The following is a 19,826-nucleotide window of genomic DNA, read 5'->3' on the forward strand; positions in this document are numbered from 1 at the left end:
TCTGCCGCCGGACTGGGCCCGGCAGGGCTGGTATAAGGATGGCTGCAGCTTTCAGGACCTGCGGCGGCTGCCACAGATCATTGCCAAGGGACGGTGGTGCCGGATGCCAATCCGCAACGGCGACGCCTCATCTGGAAGCTCGGCGATGATTGGTGGTCGGCCTCCATCGTGCGCCCCAAAGGCTGCTTCTTACAGGTGCGCCGAATGCGGAGGCATAATCTTGCACCCAATTCCGGCATTTTGGGCAACGCTGATTAGCGGGGTTTGCACCCGATCAGCTTGCCGCCTCGCCAGACTGCGCCGACTGAGTGAGCAGGGCCGCCAGCCGCACCGCCCACAAGCGTTGGCCTTCGGGCTCCGTGATGAGGTCCTGACGGATCTCGATGCCCACGTGGAGAAGCCCTCGCCGCTCTCCATGCTGTGGAATTGTCCAGTCTGTCGCGTCACTGACGTCGTAGGGCTGGTTATCCCCCACCGTCAGCGTACCGTCCGCCAGAAGGAGCGGGAGCAAGGCATGTGCAAGCCGATTATCCCGATGATGGAGAAGTCCTATGTGCCATGGGCGGTCCAGGCCGGCAAAAATGGGCGTGAAGCTGTGCATCGCGATGAGGATGGCCGGTCGCCCCAGGGAATGCCGACGATCAAGCTCGGCCGAAATACGCGTATGATAGGGAGAAAAGATTTCTGCTTCCCGCCTCTGCCGGTCTGTAACGTGGAGGGCTTGGTTGCCGGGAACGGCTGTTCCGTCGCTCGTGACAGGGATCGACTGGTGTGTGCCAGGAGGGCGGTTACAGTCGATGACCAGCCGAGAATAGTTCTGTTGAATGAGCGTTGCATCGAGTAAGTTCGACAAAATGCGGCAGACACCGGCGATCCCGATATCCCAAGCGATGTGACGCGCTCGATCCGCTGCCGCAAGACCGAGTGTGCCAAGCTCCCCTGGAATGGCATTTCCTGCATGGTCCGCGACGATGAGGAACGCGGAGCCGCCATTGGCATTGAGGATGGTCACAGGCGGCATGTCATACGCCGACAACAGGGAAGATGGTCCGTTCACGTTATGGGCCACTCAAGTCGAAGGCCGCGTCGGTGGCGCGACAGCTCACGATCCCGGCACCTTATCCTAATGCCGCGGGCAGAGCCCGTATTTTAGAGGTTCATATGCAGATCCATGCCGGCTACGAAATTTCCTACACCTGTCCCAAATCGACGCCTATGATCCTCACTCTGAGCGTCCATCCTTCCCGGATCAATGATCTTGTGAGCCTCGACCGAGCGATCTTCGATCCACCGATCTCGGCGAATACCTATCACGACAGCTTTGGCAACTTTTGTCATGTCATCGAGGCTCCACCCGGTGGCCTCACCATTCGAGCGAATTTCGTGATCCGCGATAGCGGACGGCCCGATGACGTTGCGCCGGACGCGCCGCAGCTCGCCCTTGGGGAACTGCCTGTTGACGTGTTGCTCTTTCTCCTTGGCAGTCGTTATTGTGAGACTGATCGCTTGAGCACTTTCGCCTGGTCGCAGTTCGGTCAGGTGCCGAAGGGGTGGCCGTTGGTGCAGGCAATATGTGATTTTGTACATAGCCACATTGCCTTCGACTACGCGCATGCGAGCCCACTCAAGACGGCGTTCGATGCGTATACGCAGAAGCAGGGTGTGTGCCGCGACTTCGCCCATCTTGCCATTACCTTGTGCCGATGCATGAATATTCCCGCGCGCTACTGCACCGGATACCTTGGGGACATCGGCGTGCCGCCCGACCCGTCACCCATGGATTTCAGCGCATGGTTCGAGGTCTTTCTCGGCGGGCGCTGGTACACATTCGACGCGAGGCACAATGTGCCACGAATTGGTCGCATCCTCATGGCGAGAGGACGCGATGCTACCGATGTTGCCCTGGTTACATCTTTCGGCCCCTCGACGCTCACCGGCTTTAAAGTTGTGACAACGGAAATGGCCTAGGGCCGCACACGCGAAATTCCTGACAGTCCCGTCATCCAGCCGAAGGACGCTCGACAACCCGACGCCGCAGGCCGCCCCCGGCGTCCGGGAGGTGGCATCAACGGAGCCATCCGTTCCCATTCCTCATCCGTCACATCCGACGGTTAGCGTTTCGTCTTCCGGGCGATCCTTGGCCATCCGGTCCCGCTCTGCTGTCCACATCCAGCGCTTGAATCATAAGCCGGACCAACAGGAATCCCCGCGTCACGAATTTCCGCACGGGCTCCGAGGATCGATTTCCGCAAGGTGATGTCGCAAGGATGGCGCAATCCAGAGTGGCTATGCTCACCCCGTACAGTACCAGCTTGGGCCTTGCTCGACGCCATCTGCTTGCGGCGATGGAGCGAGGATAACTCGATGGTATCGTGAGACAAAAGCCGGATTGGGCTTTCAGCGCCCTCTGCGCCCCAACGAGGATATCGCCAAGTGCTTGAGACGCTACTAAAGACGACCGGCAAGATCGATCAATTCCTCGACAGCGCCGGGACCAATCCTGACATCGTGCTCTATGGTGCCGGGTTCGCGCTTCCGGAATTCTTGAAAAAGCTCGAACGGCATGGGTTCCGGGTGCAGGCGATATGCGACTCGAATCCGGCAAAGTATGGGCAGAGATTTCGTGATGCCTATCCCGTCATGGCATTCGAAAAGGCTGCAGTGGAGTTTCCGCAGGCGCGCTTCTTGATTTCAAGCCCCGTCTATTATGATGAAATCAGGCGCATTCTGAATGAGAATCTGGATAGCAGCAGGTTTTGTGATGTCGATCTGACATGCTCATATTTTTTCGACAAAGGTGAGTTTCGGAAATTTTTCTCGAATAATATCGAGAAATTTGAAGAAGTATTGAACAATTTATACGACGAAAAATCTCGTGAGACCTACCGCAGGGTTATCAAGGCCCATCTCAGTGGTGATCGCAGTGATTTCGAACATGCCTCTACCGGCATCGATGATCTCTATCTGATGCGCAGTCGACTGAAGCCTGAAGCTGACACAGTCTATGTGGATTGCGGCACTCATAACGGAGATACGATCAAGTTATTCCTTGAAGCTGCGGATCACGGTTACCGTAAGGCCTTCGCCTTCGAACCTGATCCGACGATGCAGGCAAGCCTCCACTCATTGGCAGCGACGCAGGACGGTCGAGTTGAGGTCATCGCGACCGGCGTGGGAAACTGCGACGGTACCATCAGCTTTGCCGTGGACGGAGTTTTCTCCGCCATCGTGCAAGACGGCTTTGCTCAATCTGAAAATACGATCTCCATCCCTGTTGCGAAGCTTGATAGTCTACTGCTGGACGCTGACGTTTCGATTATTAAAATGGATATTGAAGGCGGCGAATACGATGCACTCAAAGGAGCGGCGCAGCTCATCCGGAGACGGCGTCCCAAGCTCGCGATCTGCCTATATCATCGCGTTGATGATTTGGTGCGCATTGCGCAGTTGGTGAAACAATTGGTCCCTGATTACAATCTGCGGATTGAGCACCAATCTAAAAGTTGCACTGACACGGTGCTATTTGCCACATTGGATTGACCGTTCATCCTTTCCCTGGGGTGACTCACGCGGGTAAGCCCTGGGGCGGGACATGCGGCCGTCGGTGCATCCTGAAACTCATCCACCAGCAGCAGACGGTGGTGCCGCTCCTGCGTCTCGGCGCCAATTATGCCGGCAGCCTCGAAGGGCTGGTGGTGGTGCAGTTCCTGGACGTGGGGGAGGAGCGCTTCCATCCAAGGAGCGGCGTCGGCCGCATCCTCCATGGCGAGGCCGAACTCCTGCATGTGGGCTGCGCCACGTCGCTGGCGGCGGGCGCGCTCGGCACCGGCCTCGGTGCGGCGGTGAAGGCGCTGGGTGGCACCTCGGCGCTCGGCTTGGCGGTGGCACTCTCCTCGACGGTTGCCGGTGCGCTGCGGTGCTTCCGATGACCGCTTACCTCGTCACCCGCGACATCCGCCTCGACCAGCTGGTGGACGCGTTGATAGGCACCGCCGCCCAGGGCGCGGTGGAGGCGGTGATCACCGCCAATCCCGGCATCGCCGCCCTCGGTCCGGTGGTGCCCGCCGGCAACCGCGTCGAGGTGCCCGAGCTGCCGGAGCCCGAGGCCAGCTCCACCTTCGTGCGCGTGTGCGAATAGGCCATGGCCATCCGCGAAGCCCATCGTCATCGTGCAAGGGCCGAAGACGGCCAACCTGCTGTCCGTGTGGGGCGATACGCTCACCTCGGCGCGGATCCGCGATGCGTTGGGCCATGAGAGCGATACCTGCACGCTCACCTTCCGGGTGAGCCCGCCCTTCGAAAAGAAGGACGGCAAGACGGAGGGCGGTGGCACCGCCGGTTCAGGCACCATGGCGGGCGATCCGAGGGCGGGAATGTCGCCTGAGGCCGAACGCAGGTGAGCCTGGCAGCATGATCTCGCGCGACCGAACGAAGCGGAACGGTCCTCCGAGAGGGCGGCTAACCCGCAAGGCCTTAAGGGGAGAACATCCGCCGTGGAACCTGCCGCGCGCTTCTCTTCCGCGCCGGCCGGGGCGCCATATCCGGCGTCATCGAGATCAAGTGCCGCCGCTGCGGCACCCTGAATGCCCTGAGGCCCCAAGAGCCCACACCCGAGCGCCCCGCTCAAGGACATGCGTGTTATTGGCGAGAAGGACGCGGGCGCGCTTCGATGCGCGGGCCACCTGGGCCGGATCGAGTTGGTCGGCCAGTTGCCGCTTCAGATCGTCAGCCTTCCGCGCCTCTGCCAGGCTGATAATGGGGTAGGCGCCGAAGCTGGCGGTACTCCGCTTCCCGTCGAGACGGTCGCACCGCCTCAGCTTCCCGCCGGTAGGCGAGACGTAGAGGCCGGCTGATCCGTTAATTTGAAAGGCTTTTGGCCGGGTTTGGTGTTCCGGCAAACCACGTCAGACAGCATGACGGTATTTCTCCGCGCTGTGTGTTCTGACGGTACTGTACCAACTGCCGTTAAACGCGTGAGGTGCCACGATATCGACTGTGATGCGGTGAGCCCAGAAAGTGTGACGCGCAGGATCGGGCGTCATCCGGGGCGATGTCGCGGGATTAGGCGGGATCTGCCGGGAATGGGCGGGAAGGCCTTGCGGTGAAAGGGACGGCGTGCCCTGCGCCTCCCGTGAGCTGCAAAACACGCCGCGCAGGATCAAATGTCACCCGGCCTGCGGTGATCCCGTCGCGCAAGACCGGATGTCACCCATGGCTAGCCTCTTCGCGCTGAGCCGGCTGAAGATATCCCCACACGGATCGCGAGTGCCCAGGGACCGACCGCCCTGCGAGCCCTTTTGGCTTGAGCTTTACCGCAACTGCAGGGCGTCGCCAACAAACATCGCTTGCGCATCAATGCTTTAGCGGCAGCCGGATACAAGCAGGCCTTCGACGATCTCGGCTACAGCGTCGATCACAGCTGCAACAATGGCCTCCTTCACAATCATCAGGCCAAGCGTTTGCCGGTGCCGGGTTGTTCCGTCGCCGACTTGAGGCGCCGTTTGAGCCGCTTGAGCATCAGCTCCAATTGTTCCGGGTACTCGTCTGGCCCTTCAGCGGCGGCGAATACGTCCGCGAGCACCTCGGCAGATACGTGACCGAGGCGCACTTCCGGAAGATTGATACCTAGCTCCTTGTGAGCCCGAGCAACGGCCTCCACCAAGCGGCCCATGAATTCTGGTTCGACGGATTGCATGGCGGCGTTGTCGCCCCTCCGCATATGGCCTTGGCCTGTCATCAGCCAGGAGAGGTCATAGCCGAGGGCAGCGAGCTTCTGCAGGGTGGCCCAGCTGGGGGTTCCTTTCCCCTTCTCGTATTCACGCCAAGCGTTCTCGCCGATCCCCAAACGGTCAGACATTGCCTTGGGTGTTGCCGCGCCCACGTCGACGCGTATTTGCGCGAATCTGGCGCCGATATCAGCGTCGGTCACGGCTCAGCCCCATAGCCGTGACCGATGATGAGCCATCTGCCATCGCGGTCACACCCGGCGCAGGTTCTTGAAATATAAAGATCTCAGTCGCGATCCGCCCGGCGGGCAGACGAGCTTCAGGCGTGACGCTGATTTTAGCGTTGAATGACGCTGAAATTAGTGTCATCTTGGCTCCATCGTGAACGCATTCGCGATCTCATTCGTGTGCGCAATGCCCCGAAAAAACCGGCTCTGGCAGGAGCCGGCGTCCGAGGAGTTCATCCATGACCAAGTCGGCGCCTGTCGTGTGGGACAGGCACGCGATCCGGGCCGAGGTGCATCGGCGCGAGACCACTTTGACGGCGATTGCCCTCGCAGCCGGTCTCGACCAATCCGCCTGCCGTTCCGCTCTCGTCCGCCGTCATCTGGCGGGTGAGAAGGCCCTGGCCGATTTCCTCGGAATCGCTCCCGAGAAGATCTGGCCCGAGCGGTACGCCAAGCCGTCACCCTGGGCAAAGCGTATCTTGGAAGGCCGCTCGGCCGCCAGCCAAAACGGCGGCGCCCCCGTGGACATGGGAGCGGCGGCATGACCGCCCGCCCGTCCACGCCCGCCAATCGGCCGGACACATCCGCCCATCCCATGGATATGGACAACCGGCGGCTCGCGCAGATCCGGCAGGAGAGCCTCCACCGCATGATGGGTGTTGCCGCCCTCATGGTTGGGGCGCACCTCCTCGCCGTGCTCCTGATGCTCTGCCTATGACGCCCCGCGGCCCCCGGCGGAAGGACGCGTGACATGGCGCGCGCACCGGATCGCATCACGCTCGACCTCTTTCGCGACTGGGAGCCGCCTCAGGTCGCGGTGGCGCCGCGCGAGGAAGAGACGCGCGGGCCGCTCGATCTGGTCATCACGCGCCTCATCAGCCTTGCCATCAAGAAGTCGGAGCGCAGCCGCGAGGAGATCGCCCAGCAGATGAGCGCCTACCTCGGCCGCACCGTCAGCAAGGACACGCTGGATGCCTGGGCAAGCCCGGCCAAGGCGAGCAATCGCATTCCGCTCGACGCCTTTGTCGCCCTCATCGACGCCACGGGAGACCATGATCTCCTTGGCTGGCTGCCGGCCCAGCACGGCTATGTGGTGGTGCCAGCCCGCTATGCCGACCTCATCGAACTGCACCTCCTGGAGGAGCGAGAGGCGGAGATTGCCCGCCGCAAGGCCGCGGTCCAGGCCCGCTATCGGGGAGGCAGCCGATGAAGAGCTGGTTCACCGCAGCGGAGATTGCCGGTCTCGGCCTTCCGGACATTCCCGAGAGCGAGCGCGGCGTGCGCAAGATGGCGGGCCGCGACGCATGGCCGTCCCGCGAACGGGAAGCCTCCGGCGGCGGCCGGGAGTATCCGCTTTCGGCCCTGCCCACCGCCGCCCGTGCCGCTTACGTCGCCCGGCACCTCCAGGCGCTCGATGTGCCGGTGGAGGTGGCGCGGGCCGCCGCCAGCGAGCCGGAGGCGGAACTGGCTGCTCCCGCCGCGCTCGATCAGCGGGACGGTCGCCTCGCCATTCTGGCGGCGGTGGAGGATTTCGCGGCATCCGCCGGCATCGGCCGCAAGCGGGCGGATGCCCTGTTCTGCGCCGCCTATGAGGCGGGGGCGGTCGAGGTGGCGCCCTGGGTGCGCGCCGCCGTGCGCTCGGTCACGCCGCGCACGCTCGCCCGCTGGCGGGCGGCGCAGGCGGCGGGCGCCACCCATCGCCTTGCGGTGGACAAGGGCGCCGCCCGGCGCGGCAAGGGCGTGCTGGAAATCGCCAACGGCGGCGACGTGAAGGTGTTCTGCCTCGCGCTCCTCTCCCGCAACCCGCTCTTCACCGCCGACCATGTGCGCGACCTGGTGGGCGGGCAGTTCGGCCCGACGCTGGAGGTGCGTGGCAAGACGCTGCCGCTGCCGCCGCTGCGCACCTTTCAGGAGGCATTGAAGGGCTGGAAGACCACCCACAAGGTGGAACTCACCGCCCTCACCAATCCAGACGCCTTCAAGAACCGCTACCGGCTCTCCGGGCGTGGCGCCATGGCCCATGTGCAGGCGCCGAACCAGCTCTGGATGATCGACGCCAGCCCCGTGGACATGCTGTGCCTCGACGGCCGGCACAATGTCTATGTGGCCATCGACATCTTCACCCGCCGCATGGTCGCCTATGTCACCCGCACCCCGCGGGCGGAGGGCGTGGCCCTCCTCATGCGCCGGGCCATCCTCGCCTGGGGCGTGCCGGAAGAGGTGAAGACCGACAACGGCTCGGATTTCGTCGCCCACGCCACCCGGCGCCTGTTCGCCGCCATCGGCATCCGGCGCGTGACGGCGGAAGCCTTCAGCCCCGAACAGAAGGGCCATGTGGAACGGGCCATCGGCACCTTCCAGCGCGGTTTCGTGCGGCTGCTGCCGGGCTTCATCGGCCATAGCGTCGCCGACCGGAAGGTGATCGAGGCCCGCAAGAGCTTTGCCGCCCGCCTCGGCGAAGATCCGCGAGAGGCCCTGTGCGTGGAGCTGAGCGCGGCCGAGCTGCAGCGCTATGCGGATGCGTGGATCGCCAGCAAGTATGACCACCGGCCGCACGAGGGTCTCGGTGGCGTCACCCCGTTCCAGGCCGCTGCTGCCTCCACCGCGCCCATCCGCACCGTTGAAGAACGCGCCCTCGACATGCTGCTCGCCCCCGTGGCGGGCCAGCATGGCCTGCGCACCGCCACCAAGAGCGGCATCCGCATCGACGGCTTCCATTATCTCGCCCCGCAGGTGCTGCCGGAAACGCAGGTGATGGTGCGGATGGACCCGGCCGACATGGGCCGCGCCTTCCTCTTCGATCCGGCGGGCAGCACGTATCTCGGCGAAGCCATCTGCCCGGAACTGGCCGGCATCGATCCAAAGCTCGCGGTGGAGGCGGCCAAGGCCGAGCAGGCCCGCATCATCGCCGAGCGCACCGCCGGCGTGCGCAAGGAGGCCCGCCGCCTCACCAAGGGGCCGCGCCTCATCGATCTCGCCTTGCGCCACTCGGCCCGCAGCGCCGGCACGCTGGTGGATTTCCCGAAGGCCCGCGAGTTCCACACCACCCCAGCCCTTGAGGCGGCGTCGGAAGCCGCAGCCCCGCGCAGCGCCCCCAAGCCCCGCCTGACCGACGAGACGCGCGCCCTGCGTGCCCGCCTTGCCGCCGAGGCATCGCCGGAGGGGGCGCAGGTCCGCCCCCTCCATCCCACCGAGACGCCGAAGCAGCGCTGGACGCGGGCGCAGGCGCTGGAACGGCGGCTCGCCGCCGGAGAGGCCCTCGCGCCGGAGGAGACCACCTGGCTCCTCGGGTACGCGCAGGGCCCTGAATACAAGGGTTTCAAGCTCACTTTCGGAGACAGCCATGACGTAGCGCCCCGCCAGGCGCCGGTGGAAGCCGGCTGAACACGTTCGAGCATTGGGGATTTTCGAGAATGTTGCAGGCAGGTTTGACGGTTAAGGGGCCGGTTGCCACGGCCAATGTGGCGGCCTTCATGGGGCTCGCCACCAAGCTCATCGAGCGCGATCCCACCGCGCCCGGCATCGGCGTCTTCCACGGCCCCTCGGGCTACGGAAAGACCTATGCCTCCATCTTCGCGCAGAACCGCACCCGCGCCATCCGCGTCGAGGTGGGCGATTACTGGACGCGCAAGACCCTCCTCAAATCCATCCTCGCGGAAGCCGGCCTCCAGGCCCGCGGCACCATCGCCGACATGGCCGAGGCGGTCATCCGCATCCTGGGGGATGACCCTCACCGCCCGCTCATCATCGACGAGGCCGACCGGCTCGTGGACAAGCGGATGATCGAGCTGGTGCGCGACCTCCAGGACAAGAGCACCGCCCCCATCATCCTCATCGGCGAGGAGCACCTGCCCACCAAGCTCGCCACGGTGGAGCGCGTGCACAACCGGGTGCTGGACTGGGTGGCCGCCGAGCCGACCGACCTTGAGGACGCCCGCGCGCTCGCCGCCTCGCTGTGCCCGCGCCTCACGCTGGAGGATGATCTCCTCGCGGAGATCGTGAACCGCTCGGACGGGCGGGCGCGGCGCATCGTGGTCAACCTCATCCGGGCCTCGGAGATCGCCCGCAATCTCGGCGTCACCCGCCTCGACCGCGCGGCCTGGGGCAATAACGGCTTCTTCGACAGCCGGCCGCCGTCGCCCCGCAACATCGCCGCGCTGGCGAGGGGGATGTGAGATGGCGCGCCGTCCCACCCCCGATCATGTGAGCCTGACCGTGCGCGTGCCGCGCGGCCATGAGGGCTTCTGGCGCATCATCCGAGACCTCGACGCCGCCGGCCCCTGGACGGTCGGCACGGTGGCCGAGCGCACCAACGCCGCCCTCGCCAGCGTGGGCGACTATGTGCGGCGTCTGGCCAAGGCGGGCATCTGCACCGTGGTGGAGGAACGCCCCTCGGCCTTCAAGCCGGTGAAGGTCTATCGCCTCACGGAGCGGCCCATGCTGGCGCCGCGCCTGCGGCGGGACGGCACCCGCTGCAAGCCCACCGGGCAGGAGCAGATGTGGCGTGCCCTGCGCAACCTCGGCACCGCCACCTATCCCGAGCTGGCGCTGGCGGCGAGCACCGACGAGGTGGCCATCGATCCGGTTGCGGCCAAGGCCTACATCAAGATGCTGGCCAAGGCGGGCTATCTGGTCGCCATGGCGCAGGAGCGGTCCAATACGCCGGTCCTCTGGCGCCTCAAGCCCAGCATGAACACCGGCCCCCTCCCGCCGCTGGTGATGCGTACCAAGCTGGTGTGGGACCAGAACGAGGGCCGCGTGGTCGGCGAGCCCCGGCTTGAGGAGGCGCGGTCATGAGCCTCCGTCCTCCCGCCGACTTCCGCGCCCGAGCCCTCGCCGGCTGGGGCACGCCGCCGGACTGGATCCTGGCGCTGGCCGAGGCCTGCGCCCGCACCACCCAGACCGCCACCGCCAAACAGCTCGGCGTCTCCGGCTCCATGCTCTGCCAGGCCCTCGCCAATCGCTATCCCGGCGACATGGCGAGCCTGGAGCAGCGGGTGCGCGGCGCCTTCATGGGCTCCACCGCCGATTGCCCGGTGCTGGGCGAGATCGGCATGGACCGCTGCCTCGCCGAGCAGAAGACACCCTTCTCCGCCGCTTCCTCCGTGCGCGGGCGCCTGTTCCGGGCCTGCCGCGCCGGCTGCCCCCACTCGCGTCTCACGGGAGGCCAGTCATGATGCCGGACCGCACCCTCAGCCAGTCCATCGAGGCCCTGCGCGAGCAACTCGCCCGCTTCGAGGCCCGCGGCCTCACCTTCGAGCCGGAGGCGGTGCGCGTCATCGTCCGCGCGCTCGCCTCCCTGCGTCGCTCCGCCGAGGCGCTGGAGGCCGCCGGCAGGGAGCGCGACCTTCCTGCCGTCGCGGCGGATCCCGACGTGCTCCCGGCACCCCGCCTCTCGGCCATGCGCAGGGCCGTGGCGCGGGTGGCAACGCCGGTGCCGCAGACGAACGTCATCCTCTTCCCCCTCCAGCGCCGGCCGGCGCCGGGCACGGGGGATGCGGCATGACGCTCCTGCTTGAGACCCCGGAGCCCAGCCTCCGCCTCATCGCCGCGGCGGTGATGGAGGCGACCGGCGCCAGCATGGCGGACATCCGCTCCACCCGCCGCCAGAGAGAGGTGGTGAGCCAGCGCCATATCGTGTGCTGGCTGGCCGCCCGCCTCACGGGCAAGACCTTCCGCCAGATCGGCGTCTTCCTCGGCGGGCGCGATGCCAGCACGGTGCGCGAAGCCGTACTCCGGGTGGAGGAGCGCATGGCGCAGGATGCCGCGCTCGCCTCCCGCGTCGCGGCCATGCTCGCCGCCATCCAGGCGCTCGCTGCCCATGGGGTGGCCGAGCGCTTCCCGGAGGTGGATGCGCTGGCGGTGGCCGCGCACATCACCGGCGCCGGTGTGCCCGAGCGGGCCGCCATCGGCGCCTCCACCGACCAGATCGTGGCCATGGCCGGCCAGCTCATGGCCCTGCACCGGGCGGCCGAGGCCGCCGCCGGGGCGCTCATCGCGGCCGGCGGCAGCGTGCCGGATGAGCTGGCCGGGCTCGGCTACGCCCCCCTTCAATCCCCGGAGCGAAACGATGGACAGTGAGAGCAGCGCCATGGACGGCGTCATCGAGATGGGCGGCAACCGCTACATGACCGACCCGCAGGGCCATCTGGTGCCGGTGGATCTGGTGAAGCCGCAGGATGCGCTGGAAGACCAGACCGTGCGCAAGATCATCCGCTATGCCGACGACCTCTCGGCGCGGATCGCCCGCTTCCGGGGCCACACCTTCGATGATGTGGCGAGCTTCGTCTCGATCCTCGCCGAGCGCTATGGGGCGACGCGGGGCGGCGCCAAGGGCAACACCACCCTCACCAGCTTCGACGGCTGCCTCAAGGTGGTGGTCCAGGTGCAGGACGTGCTCACCTTCGGCCCGGAGCTGCAGGTGGCCAAAGCCATCGTGGACGAGTGCGTGGCCGCCTGGTCGGACGGCGCGCCGGCCGAGGTGCGGGCGCTCGTTCAACATGCCTTCCAGACGGACCGGGAGGGCCGCATCAACCGGGCGGCCCTGTTCTCGCTGCGGCGCCTTAAGATCGAGCGCGCGCCCTGGCCGCGGGCCATGGCGGCGCTGGACGACGCCATCCGCGTGGTGGGCTCACGGGAATATGTGCGCTTCTACCGGCGGGCCAATGCCCGCGCGAAGTGGGAGCCCATCACCATCGACCTCGCCTCGGCCGCGTGAGGCGATGATGGCGCGCGTTCAGCCCACACCCGAGCGCCCGGCGCTGCCGGCCGCCACCGTGCTCGCGGTGGAGTGCCGGCACCTTGGCGCGCTCCTCGCCCAGGGCCTGCTGCTGGAGCGGGACGTGGACGCCGCCCTGGCGCGGATGCGGGCGGCGCTGCTCGTGGCCATCGGCAAGGGAGACCAGCCATGAGCGGAGCCTCTTCGGCGCAGATCGGCGCCATCCACGCGCTCGCGGGCCGCATCGGCCTCACCGAGGACGAACGCCGCGCCTTCATCGCCCGGCAGGCGTCCGGCAAGACCTCCTGCCGCCAGCTCTCCGGCCGCGAGGCGGTGCGGGTGATCGACGGGCTGAAGGCGCTTCAGGGCGGAAGGGGAGCAACCGACCTCGCCGGCCCCTATGCGGCCAAGCTGCGGGCGCTCTGGCTCTCCGGCTGGCACCTCGGCGTGGTGCGGGACCGCACCGACGCCGCGCTGCTGGCCTTCCTGGAGCGGCAGACCGGGCTGGAGCACACGCGCTTCCTCGCCGACGCAGCCGCCGCACGGCGGGTGATCGAGGCGCTGAAGGCCTGGCTGGCGCGGGAGGCGGGCGTGGAGTGGCCGGCGAGCGGCAACGTGGAGGAGAGCAAGGCGGCGGTCTGGCGGGCGCAGCGGCGGCAGATGGAGGCGCTGGGGCTGGACGGGAGCGAGGGGCAGCCGGGGGCGGACGTGGACGCCGAGATCCGGGCGGCCGGGGCGCTGATCCGCAGGAGGCTCAAGCGGCAGGTGAATGCGGGAGGGCCGGCATGAGCGATCTGCCGCCGCTGCCCCACCTGTTGTCCGCCCTGCTGCCGGCGGCGGGGCTGGCCCGCGTGCTGGCCTTCGCCTCCGAGCATGGCGGGCGCCGGCTCTCCGTGCCGAAGCGGGCGGGAGATGGACATCGCCTGGTGGCGGTGCTCGGGCGGGAGGGGGCGGATCTCCTGTGCGCCCTGTATGGCGGTGAGACGATCACCGTGCCGATGGGTCCAGCGGGGACGTTGGCGGCGGCAAGGATGAGGATGGCGCGCGCGCTGGCGGAGGGGGCATCCATCGACGAAGCGGCTGGGCACGCTGGTCTGCATCGCCGGACGGCGCAGAGGATGCGGGCGCGGGCTAAGGATGGGGTGGACGAGGGACAGAGTCGTTTGTTCTAGTCTCAGAGATCGAGGGGAGAACGCATTCGAGCGGCTGTGGCTAGGAGCAGCCATCGAGCGGTCACCATGTAACGTGCGTTCGATATCGATGTTGATTGCCGACCGGTCTTTTGAGCCATTTTCTCCCCTGGAAAAGCCCGCAGGAACGCCATCAAAATCCCGACTTTGGGCGGAGTTGCATCTTGTTCCCGTTTTGTTCTTGTGCTAGGCTTCAACCGTAGATAGTTGAATTTTATCCTCCCTGAGCATTCGCCAGTTTTGCAATCCGCGCAGCGCGGCCCGCTTCCCAACGACGCTCCGACCACAGCCATAAGCGTGGGCTGCGTACGACGACACGAACCCTATGGTCGACCTCAATGTCGAGATGTAATGCGAGAGGAGCAGGAAGGGTCGTCCGATCGGCATCATCTAGAGAAAGCCGCATAAATCTATCCATGGCGGCGAGGGCGAGATCGTCCCGTTCGGCCCCCTCGGCAGCATCGATTACCACTCTGACCCGCTCGATCGTCTGTTGGCCAGTAGGATCCCACGGCAGGAGTTCCGCCCTCCTCCCTGGCTCGGCAACCGCCAGCAAACCCGTAGTTCCGCCGCGCAACCATGGAAGGCGCTGTCGGACAGCTGGCGGGAACGTAACGCGAGCTTTCGATGCAAGTGTGAGGACGTCTGTCCAGACCTCGCTGTTTAAGTGCGCGACTGGGTTCCAGCTCGGCGGGCGTCCAGTTCTCATGGGAGACTCTGGGAAAAAGTCTTCTGGACTTTTGCACAGGTTATCCAGCGGATGTAAACAGGAAAATTTGCTGATTTGCGGGAGGTTTCCACCGCACCCTCTGCGGCGTGTTTGCGAGTTGCTTCAAAATCGGGGAACTTGCAATTCCGGTTGGGAAAAAATCATGACCTCGCTTTCCGCGACTAAATACTCCGACGCGCTTCAGCCCGAACCCTCTTCCGTTCACGAGTACGTCTGCTGGTCGCGCATGCAGGCTGAGGCCGGCCAGTTGCTGTCCGATATCGTACGGCGCAAGGAGTTGGAGCGCTTGGCGGGCGGTGGCTTATTCTGCTGGGGCGTCGGAAATGCCCCAGCCGCCATGACTGCTGTATTGGCAAAGCTCAATCAGCCAGTGCAGGTGATCTTCTCGACCATGAAGAGTCGGCCGAAGCTGGTCGACGTCAAACCGTCTCGGATTGTGGCGTGGCGGAAGTTCTTCGATCAGGAAGGCATTTTGCGTAGCCTTCCGCGCCACGTCCTCGTCACCAGCCGTGCTGACAGCGCGAAGGGGCCGAAGACGCGCCATTTCGCCCTGATGTGTTACTCTGACCGCGTGCTGGGTTTGCAGAATGGTTGCGCATTCGATCCTTCGGCATTCCGTAACGCCGGCGGAACTGGAGCGCCGGTGGGAGCCTCACAGGTCACGGCATTGCTTCGCCGCGTTTCTAAATCACGCGAAGAGACTGATTATGAGGTCAACCTGGCGGCGTGGCTTACAGCAGGGTACTGGGTGCGATTGGCCGATCCGGCCGAACTGTCCCCGGAGTTCGAACGGATCAACGCGATGAAAAAGAGTTCTGCTGAGGATTGGTTGGAATTTGTCGACTGGGCCCGGCGCGGCATCGATAGGGCAGGTCCTCCTGTATTGCAGCAGGGCTCGCTGCTTTGAACTCAGAATTGGGATGCTGTGAGCGGTGGACGATCAAGCCAAAGCCTTGGTGAGGGAGTTGCTAGATGCCGGGCTCAGCGAGCAGGCGATCAAGGCGGCTTGGCCAACGTGGTGGAGCGACGCGGCAGCCACGAGTCCATCAGCGCGAGCCGATCTGCGTTTCGTGCTGTCACGGAATCTCGGATTGTCGCCGAAATCACTCCTCGGTGAGCGGGTTGAGTTCGTCTGGAGTGACGAAGCTAGGTTCAAAAACCTCACGACGCACGACCTGGTATCACGCCGAGCCTTGGCATCCTTTGGCGTCGCAGTCGGGCGGCTGTTGCTGAGGGCGACACCGAAGGGGCGACCGCTGGACGGCTTGACGGCTGGTCAACTAAGGACGGCAATTCTCCGCAGCCGGAGCTTTGTCGACCTAGTGGGCCTGTTGTCTGCATGCTGGGCTCTTGGTGTCCCCGTCATCCATCTGCGAGTTTTTCCGCTGCCCGCAAAATCAATGCGTGCGATGGTGGTGAATGCTGGTGCCCGCCACGCGATCCTGCTGGGGCGCGACGCCAGCTACCCGGCACCGATTGCTTTCACACTCGCGCATGAGATAGGACATGCTGCGCTCGGTCATGCCGCGAGCGGACAGACGGTCGTCGACGATGGCGACCCGGTGAATGGCAGCGACGACAGAGAGGAGCAGGATGCCGATGCCTATGGCCTTGAGCTTCTGACGGGATCTGCGCGGCCGGAAATCACCCTAAACACGGACCGGCCATCGACGCGAAGCCTCGCCCAACAATGCCTGGAGCTAGGGCCTGCCAATGGGATTGAGCCCGGTACGCTAGCTCTATGTGTCGGCCATCTGAAAGGCGATTGGAAAACCGCAAATGCGGCGTTGAGGCACATCTATACTGATGCGCGGCCGGTATGGTCGGAGGTCAATAAGGTAGCGGAGAAGGAGCTCGACTGGGGAGCGCTCTCGCCCGACTCGATAGCTTATCTGCACGCTCTTCTTGGCCAGAATGTCTAAAGCCCTTCTCGATAACGACGTCATCGTCAAGGTCTGCCGATATTCGCTCGGTTCGGAAACGATCTCCTCGATCCAAAACCTCGGCTACGCGCCGGCGCTCCTTGAGGCAGCCAGATTTGTCGTTGCGGACCGGCTTCGTAGGCAAGCACCGGTCGCCGGACATGCGTCGGCGTTGTTGGAGCCGTTTCTCAGTGGATGCCAAACGATCGAGCCGACAGACAGTGAGATAGAGATCGCGGCGGCCTTCGAAGCTGAGGCCCAACGATTGAATCTTGAGTTGGACTCTGGCGAGAGCCTTTTGCTGGCGATTCTCATCGAACGGCAGGCCGCACTGCTCCTGACGGGCGACAAACGGGCAATCCGGGCGATGGAGGCGATCGCACCGGATGAGATCCAGGGTGCGATAGCCTGCCTGGAGCAGCTATTCGTCACCCTGAACGCCGACTGGGGAGCGCCGATTATCCAGACGCGAGTGTGCGGCGATCAGGCAGCGGATGCAGCTCTGACGAACAGCTATGCATGCCGCTCCGGTGCATCGAGCGCCGAGGCCGTTTCCGACGGTCTGGGAAGCTACATTGAGCATCTCCGCCGTGATTGCGTGCGGATTTTGGTCGACTCGCAGCAGCTACCGCGGCGTGTTCCTTAGGAAGACGGCATAAGGAGCATGCAACTCGGCCACTAGGCCAATAGATATGAGCCGCGGCTCGCCTTCGTTGATCGCCTCCGGCTTGTCCAGCACCTCGAGGCATGCCTTGTCGACACGCCCCTGGATATAGCGGCTACCGAGCCGCCCCATGCTGGGGCCGACCGGTACACGGGTCTGATCAAGCGGTAGAGTGAATTCGCTGCGTTTGAGGCTTTTGATCACCAGAGCGTACCGGGAGCCGAGCACGTGCACGGTATTGGGCATAGGCTCCCACTTGAACCCGTCAGCCGAAAATTCGTCTGCTCGAATTGGGTCAGCATGGTGGTTGGACACCATCGGCTGCATGACCAGGTGGATAGGGCCGACTGCGCCGAACTGAGCTGCGAATGGTTGGACCATCGTCCGGGGATGGCATGTTCCGCCACCGTAGCCCCACATTGCGAATCCGGTCTTCTCAATCTCTTCGGTTTTGCGCCCGATGATGTCCTCCAGGCCCTCCTGAGCATGGGTGCCGACTTTCATAAACAGGATGCCCGAACCGGGTTTGATGATCTCGTTCATTTCGACTCTCCCAAGAGCTCCAAATCGTATTCGCTATCGTCGGCGTTTCCGGGATCCACGCGCTTTTTCTCTCGGACGTAGCGAACCAGGGGCTCCTTTGCACGCCCATAGAAATTCTCGAGCCGGTCCGCTGATGCCGGCTGGCTGCCCCCCTTGTTGGCTTCGTTCCCGGGGAGCGAGCTGATGTAGAGATTGCAGGACTGTAGATTTGGATTGTCGTCGAGGTGATAAGCATGCAGCTTGCGTTGCATCCTGGATACGTAAAAGCCGCGCTCGCGTGAAAAGCTCTGGGTGTTTGCTAAGACCTGCTTAGGCCAGTCCAGTTCGTCGTCATCGGCGATGACGACCATACCTTCGCCTTGGTAGCCGATCGCCTCGATACCGCGCTCGACGAATAGGTTGACGCTCTCCCCGTTGTTGGAGGCCCCCCAAGGGGGATTAGTATAAAAACAGTCGTATTTGTCGGTCACCGGGAAAGGGTCGAGACAGTTATAGAGTACTGCATCTAGATTGGTGATGCCCTCGCGTTCGGCGAACTTCATGACCGCGTTCACGGTGCGCTCGTCGAAGTCGAACACGGTGATGCGTGCGGGGCCAAACATGAGCACCTTCCGACGCATCATGTAGGCGACACAGACGCTGATTGCGTCGCCGTCCCCGATGAAAACCAGGCTTTTGCCTTCAGCCCAGTCCGCGACGATCTCGCTCTGCATGAGCATGTCGCCGACCTTCATATGAATCTGGTCGAAAACCCGAAGCGGTTTCGGTCGGTTTTGGACGACGTCTGAGACGGCATTGATCGCCTTCCTCAGGTCGATACGGGAGCGTCCTGCGGGCGAATTGCTCACTGCAGCCGCTCCTGTAACTGCGAAATCAGTGTATCATGGTCCTGCTCTGTATCGAAGAGGTAGACTGGTGATGGCGCCATGATGCCGTAGGTGGCAGCGACCGACGCCTGAATCGTTGTGTGCATTCGCGCCTCTTCTTCCGAAATGAGTGGCCGTCCGCCAGGCGCTTCTGAGATCCGTCGGCGGGTCTCCTGTGGACTTGCGAAGAAGACCCAAATCTCGTCCGGATTGAGCTCGCGGATCTGCGCCGTAGAGAACGCGGTGATCCTGAAGCCATAGGACTCTTTGGTCACGGCATGGCTGTCGATTAGCACCGTTCGGCGACCGCGGTGCTCGTCGACGAATGCCAATAGTCGGCGATCCATTTCTACGATATCTTCCGGCCGAATGAGTAATGCAGAATGGGTGCGAATATCTTCCTGACCTCGGATGTCAGCAAAGCGTTCCTTGACCATTTCGGTCAGCATGGCTCCGTATTCGAATATCTGAATGCTCGGTTCAACTTCCCTCAAACGGGCGACAGTCGAGCTTTTCCCTGCTGCCGGCGCTCCGGTCAAATAAATTACTTTAGCCATCATCCCCCCGGTGTGCCCTTACGACATCGAGTGCGAAGGATGTCGCGCGGGACCGTTTGTCGGCTGCATTATAGTAAAGAGTGACAACCAGAACGCGCAGATTCGTCAACGCAATCCTTGCCACCCTTTTTTGATTATATGCGTAGAGGGATCGGCAACCGCCTCGCAGGGCAGCCAGGAGGCACCCGAAGCAACTCACACTGCATTGACTGAAGTAACGCCGAAAACCTCTCGCATTTAGCCTTCGGAGGGCCATCTCCGACGCTCGGACGAATCGGAACGCAGCGGAAGCGGGCGTCCCTAGTGCCGGCAATGGATCACGATCCCCACCACAAGCAGCCCCCGGCGACACCTGTCACCCGTCCAACCTCCCCCCGTCCTCCCCATGATCGCCCCGGCGCGCTTCGGAGCCTTGCCGATGCGCGGTCCTTCATGGGGAGTGGCGCGTGTCAGCCCAGACCATTTCGCGCGACGGGGTGGACCTCGTCAAAGCCTTTGAAAGCTGCCTGAAACCGGCCCCCGGCCGCAAGGGCTTCTTCACCACCTATCTCTGCCCGGCGGGCGTCCTCACCATCGGCTGGGGCCACACTGGCCTGCCCCCTGAAAAGTGGTCCTCCGTGAAGTAGGCTTTTTGAGCCTTTGGAGGATGGCGCGATGGCGCAGAAGAAGCACAAGCCGGAAGA

At 64.2% G+C, this 19,826-nt stretch carries 27 protein-coding genes and 1 pseudogene; 22 read left to right on the forward strand and 6 right to left on the reverse strand.

Annotation, left to right across the window (positions count from 1 at the left end; all coding sequences use genetic code 11):
- Nucleotides 1-274: 274 nt before the first annotated feature.
- Complete coding sequence (locus DFO45_RS24030) at nucleotides 275-1,021, reverse strand: N-formylglutamate amidohydrolase (RefSeq protein WP_133866854.1); 747 nt, start codon at nucleotides 1,019-1,021, stop codon at nucleotides 275-277.
- 140 nt (nucleotides 1,022-1,161) lie between these two features.
- Between DFO45_RS24030 and DFO45_RS24035 the strand changes: the two genes are divergently transcribed.
- Nucleotides 1,162-1,968 (forward strand): transglutaminase family protein, encoded by an 807-nt coding sequence (locus DFO45_RS24035; protein WP_133866855.1) that lies wholly within the window; start codon nucleotides 1,162-1,164, stop codon nucleotides 1,966-1,968.
- A gap of 68 nt (nucleotides 1,969-2,036) precedes the next feature.
- On the opposite strand, the pseudogene DFO45_RS24040 reads toward DFO45_RS24035, so the two are convergent.
- Nucleotides 2,037-2,169, reverse strand: a pseudogene (locus DFO45_RS24040) (IS5/IS1182 family transposase); the annotation flags it as partial.
- A 264-nt stretch (nucleotides 2,170-2,433) separates the two neighbouring features.
- Here DFO45_RS24040 and DFO45_RS24045 point away from each other — a divergent pair.
- From DFO45_RS24045 to DFO45_RS24060, 4 genes are all read left to right on the forward strand, one after another.
- On the forward strand, nucleotides 2,434-3,540 hold the full coding sequence (locus tag DFO45_RS24045) for an FkbM family methyltransferase (protein WP_133866856.1): 1,107 nt from the start codon (nucleotides 2,434-2,436) through the stop codon (nucleotides 3,538-3,540).
- A 101-nt stretch (nucleotides 3,541-3,641) separates the two neighbouring features.
- The gene (locus tag DFO45_RS24050) at nucleotides 3,642-3,929 is read left to right on the forward strand and encodes a hypothetical protein (RefSeq protein WP_133866857.1); all 288 of its coding nucleotides are present in this window, start codon (nucleotides 3,642-3,644) and stop codon (nucleotides 3,927-3,929) included.
- Nucleotides 3,926-4,138 (forward strand): tail protein X, encoded by a 213-nt coding sequence (locus DFO45_RS24055; protein ID WP_133866858.1) that lies wholly within the window; start codon nucleotides 3,926-3,928, stop codon nucleotides 4,136-4,138. The genes DFO45_RS24050 and DFO45_RS24055 overlap by 4 nt, the downstream gene beginning before the upstream one ends.
- Nucleotides 4,139-4,169: 31 nt before the next feature.
- On the forward strand, nucleotides 4,170-4,400 hold the full coding sequence (locus DFO45_RS24060) for a hypothetical protein (RefSeq protein ID WP_133866859.1): 231 nt from the start codon (nucleotides 4,170-4,172) through the stop codon (nucleotides 4,398-4,400).
- 1,046 nt (nucleotides 4,401-5,446) lie between these two features.
- Here the strand turns inward: DFO45_RS24060 and DFO45_RS24075 are convergent.
- Nucleotides 5,447-5,929 carry a helix-turn-helix transcriptional regulator gene (locus DFO45_RS24075; RefSeq protein WP_133866861.1) on the reverse strand — a complete coding sequence of 161 codons (483 nt, stop codon included), beginning with the start codon at nucleotides 5,927-5,929 and terminating at the stop codon, nucleotides 5,447-5,449.
- Between the two features lie 263 nt (nucleotides 5,930-6,192).
- Between DFO45_RS24075 and DFO45_RS24080 the strand changes: the two genes are divergently transcribed.
- The 16 genes from DFO45_RS24080 to DFO45_RS24150 all read left to right on the forward strand — a co-directional run bounded on the left by DFO45_RS24080 (nucleotide 6,193) and on the right by DFO45_RS24150 (nucleotide 17,159).
- Entirely contained in the window at nucleotides 6,193-6,498 is a 306-nt protein-coding gene (locus DFO45_RS24080) for a helix-turn-helix domain-containing protein (RefSeq protein WP_012170652.1), read from the forward strand.
- Entirely contained in the window at nucleotides 6,495-6,671 is a 177-nt protein-coding gene (locus DFO45_RS25045) for a hypothetical protein (protein WP_166657244.1), read from the forward strand. Before DFO45_RS24080 ends, DFO45_RS25045 begins: the two co-directional genes overlap by 4 nt.
- Nucleotides 6,672-6,704: 33 nt before the next feature.
- Complete coding sequence (locus DFO45_RS24085; RefSeq protein WP_133866862.1) at nucleotides 6,705-7,163, forward strand: hypothetical protein; 459 nt, start codon at nucleotides 6,705-6,707, stop codon at nucleotides 7,161-7,163.
- Nucleotides 7,160-9,337 (forward strand): DDE-type integrase/transposase/recombinase, encoded by a 2,178-nt coding sequence (locus DFO45_RS24090; RefSeq protein ID WP_133866863.1) that lies wholly within the window; start codon nucleotides 7,160-7,162, stop codon nucleotides 9,335-9,337. Before DFO45_RS24085 ends, DFO45_RS24090 begins: the two co-directional genes overlap by 4 nt.
- A 29-nt stretch (nucleotides 9,338-9,366) precedes the next feature.
- Entirely contained in the window at nucleotides 9,367-10,128 is a 762-nt protein-coding gene (locus DFO45_RS24095; protein WP_133866864.1) for an ATP-binding protein, read from the forward strand.
- Nucleotide 10,129: 1 nt separating this feature from the next.
- Nucleotides 10,130-10,750 (forward strand): helix-turn-helix transcriptional regulator, encoded by a 621-nt coding sequence (locus DFO45_RS24100; RefSeq protein WP_133866865.1) that lies wholly within the window; start codon nucleotides 10,130-10,132, stop codon nucleotides 10,748-10,750.
- Entirely contained in the window at nucleotides 10,747-11,130 is a 384-nt protein-coding gene (locus tag DFO45_RS24105) for a transcriptional regulator (RefSeq protein WP_133866866.1), read from the forward strand. The genes DFO45_RS24100 and DFO45_RS24105 overlap by 4 nt, the downstream gene beginning before the upstream one ends.
- Entirely contained in the window at nucleotides 11,127-11,459 is a 333-nt protein-coding gene (locus tag DFO45_RS24110) for a hypothetical protein (RefSeq protein WP_133866867.1), read from the forward strand. Before DFO45_RS24105 ends, DFO45_RS24110 begins: the two co-directional genes overlap by 4 nt.
- Nucleotides 11,456-12,034 carry a helix-turn-helix domain-containing protein gene (locus DFO45_RS24115; RefSeq protein WP_133866868.1) on the forward strand — a complete coding sequence of 193 codons (579 nt, stop codon included), beginning with the start codon at nucleotides 11,456-11,458 and terminating at the stop codon, nucleotides 12,032-12,034. The genes DFO45_RS24110 and DFO45_RS24115 overlap by 4 nt, the downstream gene beginning before the upstream one ends.
- Complete coding sequence (locus tag DFO45_RS24120) at nucleotides 12,024-12,671, forward strand: DUF3164 family protein (protein ID WP_133866869.1); 648 nt, start codon at nucleotides 12,024-12,026, stop codon at nucleotides 12,669-12,671. The genes DFO45_RS24115 and DFO45_RS24120 overlap by 11 nt, the downstream gene beginning before the upstream one ends.
- Before the next feature lie 7 nt (nucleotides 12,672-12,678).
- Nucleotides 12,679-12,864, forward strand: a complete 186-nt coding sequence (locus DFO45_RS24125; RefSeq protein ID WP_133866870.1) for a hypothetical protein — start codon at nucleotides 12,679-12,681, stop codon at nucleotides 12,862-12,864.
- Nucleotides 12,861-13,460, forward strand: coding sequence for a regulatory protein GemA (locus DFO45_RS24130; RefSeq protein ID WP_133866871.1), 600 nt, complete (start codon nucleotides 12,861-12,863; stop codon nucleotides 13,458-13,460). Before DFO45_RS24125 ends, DFO45_RS24130 begins: the two co-directional genes overlap by 4 nt.
- Nucleotides 13,457-13,843, forward strand: coding sequence for a helix-turn-helix domain-containing protein (locus DFO45_RS24135; protein ID WP_133866872.1), 387 nt, complete (start codon nucleotides 13,457-13,459; stop codon nucleotides 13,841-13,843). Before DFO45_RS24130 ends, DFO45_RS24135 begins: the two co-directional genes overlap by 4 nt.
- Before the next feature lie 890 nt (nucleotides 13,844-14,733).
- Nucleotides 14,734-15,498: a hypothetical protein gene (locus tag DFO45_RS24140; RefSeq protein ID WP_133866873.1), complete on the forward strand. Its 765-nt coding sequence runs from the start codon at nucleotides 14,734-14,736 to the stop codon at nucleotides 15,496-15,498.
- Between the two features lie 25 nt (nucleotides 15,499-15,523).
- On the forward strand, nucleotides 15,524-16,513 hold the full coding sequence (locus tag DFO45_RS24145; RefSeq protein WP_133866874.1) for a hypothetical protein: 990 nt from the start codon (nucleotides 15,524-15,526) through the stop codon (nucleotides 16,511-16,513).
- The gene (locus tag DFO45_RS24150; RefSeq protein WP_133866875.1) at nucleotides 16,506-17,159 is read left to right on the forward strand and encodes a hypothetical protein; all 654 of its coding nucleotides are present in this window, start codon (nucleotides 16,506-16,508) and stop codon (nucleotides 17,157-17,159) included. The genes DFO45_RS24145 and DFO45_RS24150 overlap by 8 nt, the downstream gene beginning before the upstream one ends.
- Here DFO45_RS24150 and DFO45_RS24155 read toward each other — a convergent pair.
- The 3 genes from DFO45_RS24155 to DFO45_RS24165 are packed head-to-tail and all read right to left on the reverse strand — an operon-like array spanning nucleotide 17,139 to nucleotide 19,143.
- A complete protein-coding gene (locus DFO45_RS24155) occupies nucleotides 17,139-17,720 on the reverse strand; it encodes a hypothetical protein (RefSeq protein ID WP_133866876.1) in 582 nt (193 codons plus the stop codon). The genes DFO45_RS24150 and DFO45_RS24155 overlap by 21 nt on opposite strands.
- Nucleotides 17,717-18,568: a bis-aminopropyl spermidine synthase family protein gene (locus tag DFO45_RS24160; protein ID WP_133866877.1), complete on the reverse strand. Its 852-nt coding sequence runs from the start codon at nucleotides 18,566-18,568 to the stop codon at nucleotides 17,717-17,719. The genes DFO45_RS24155 and DFO45_RS24160 overlap by 4 nt, the downstream gene beginning before the upstream one ends.
- On the reverse strand, nucleotides 18,565-19,143 hold the full coding sequence (locus DFO45_RS24165; RefSeq protein ID WP_166657245.1) for an ATP-binding protein: 579 nt from the start codon (nucleotides 19,141-19,143) through the stop codon (nucleotides 18,565-18,567). Before DFO45_RS24165 ends, DFO45_RS24160 begins: the two co-directional genes overlap by 4 nt.
- 446 nt (nucleotides 19,144-19,589) lie before the next feature.
- On the opposite strand from DFO45_RS24165, the gene DFO45_RS24170 reads away from it, so the two are divergent.
- A complete protein-coding gene (locus DFO45_RS24170) occupies nucleotides 19,590-19,769 on the forward strand; it encodes a hypothetical protein (RefSeq protein ID WP_133866879.1) in 180 nt (59 codons plus the stop codon).
- Nucleotides 19,770-19,826: the final 57 nt, after the last annotated feature.

The sequence above is a fragment of the Azorhizobium sp. AG788 genome, from assembly GCF_004364705.1.
Lineage (GTDB): Bacteria > Pseudomonadota > Alphaproteobacteria > Rhizobiales > Xanthobacteraceae > Azorhizobium > Azorhizobium caulinodans.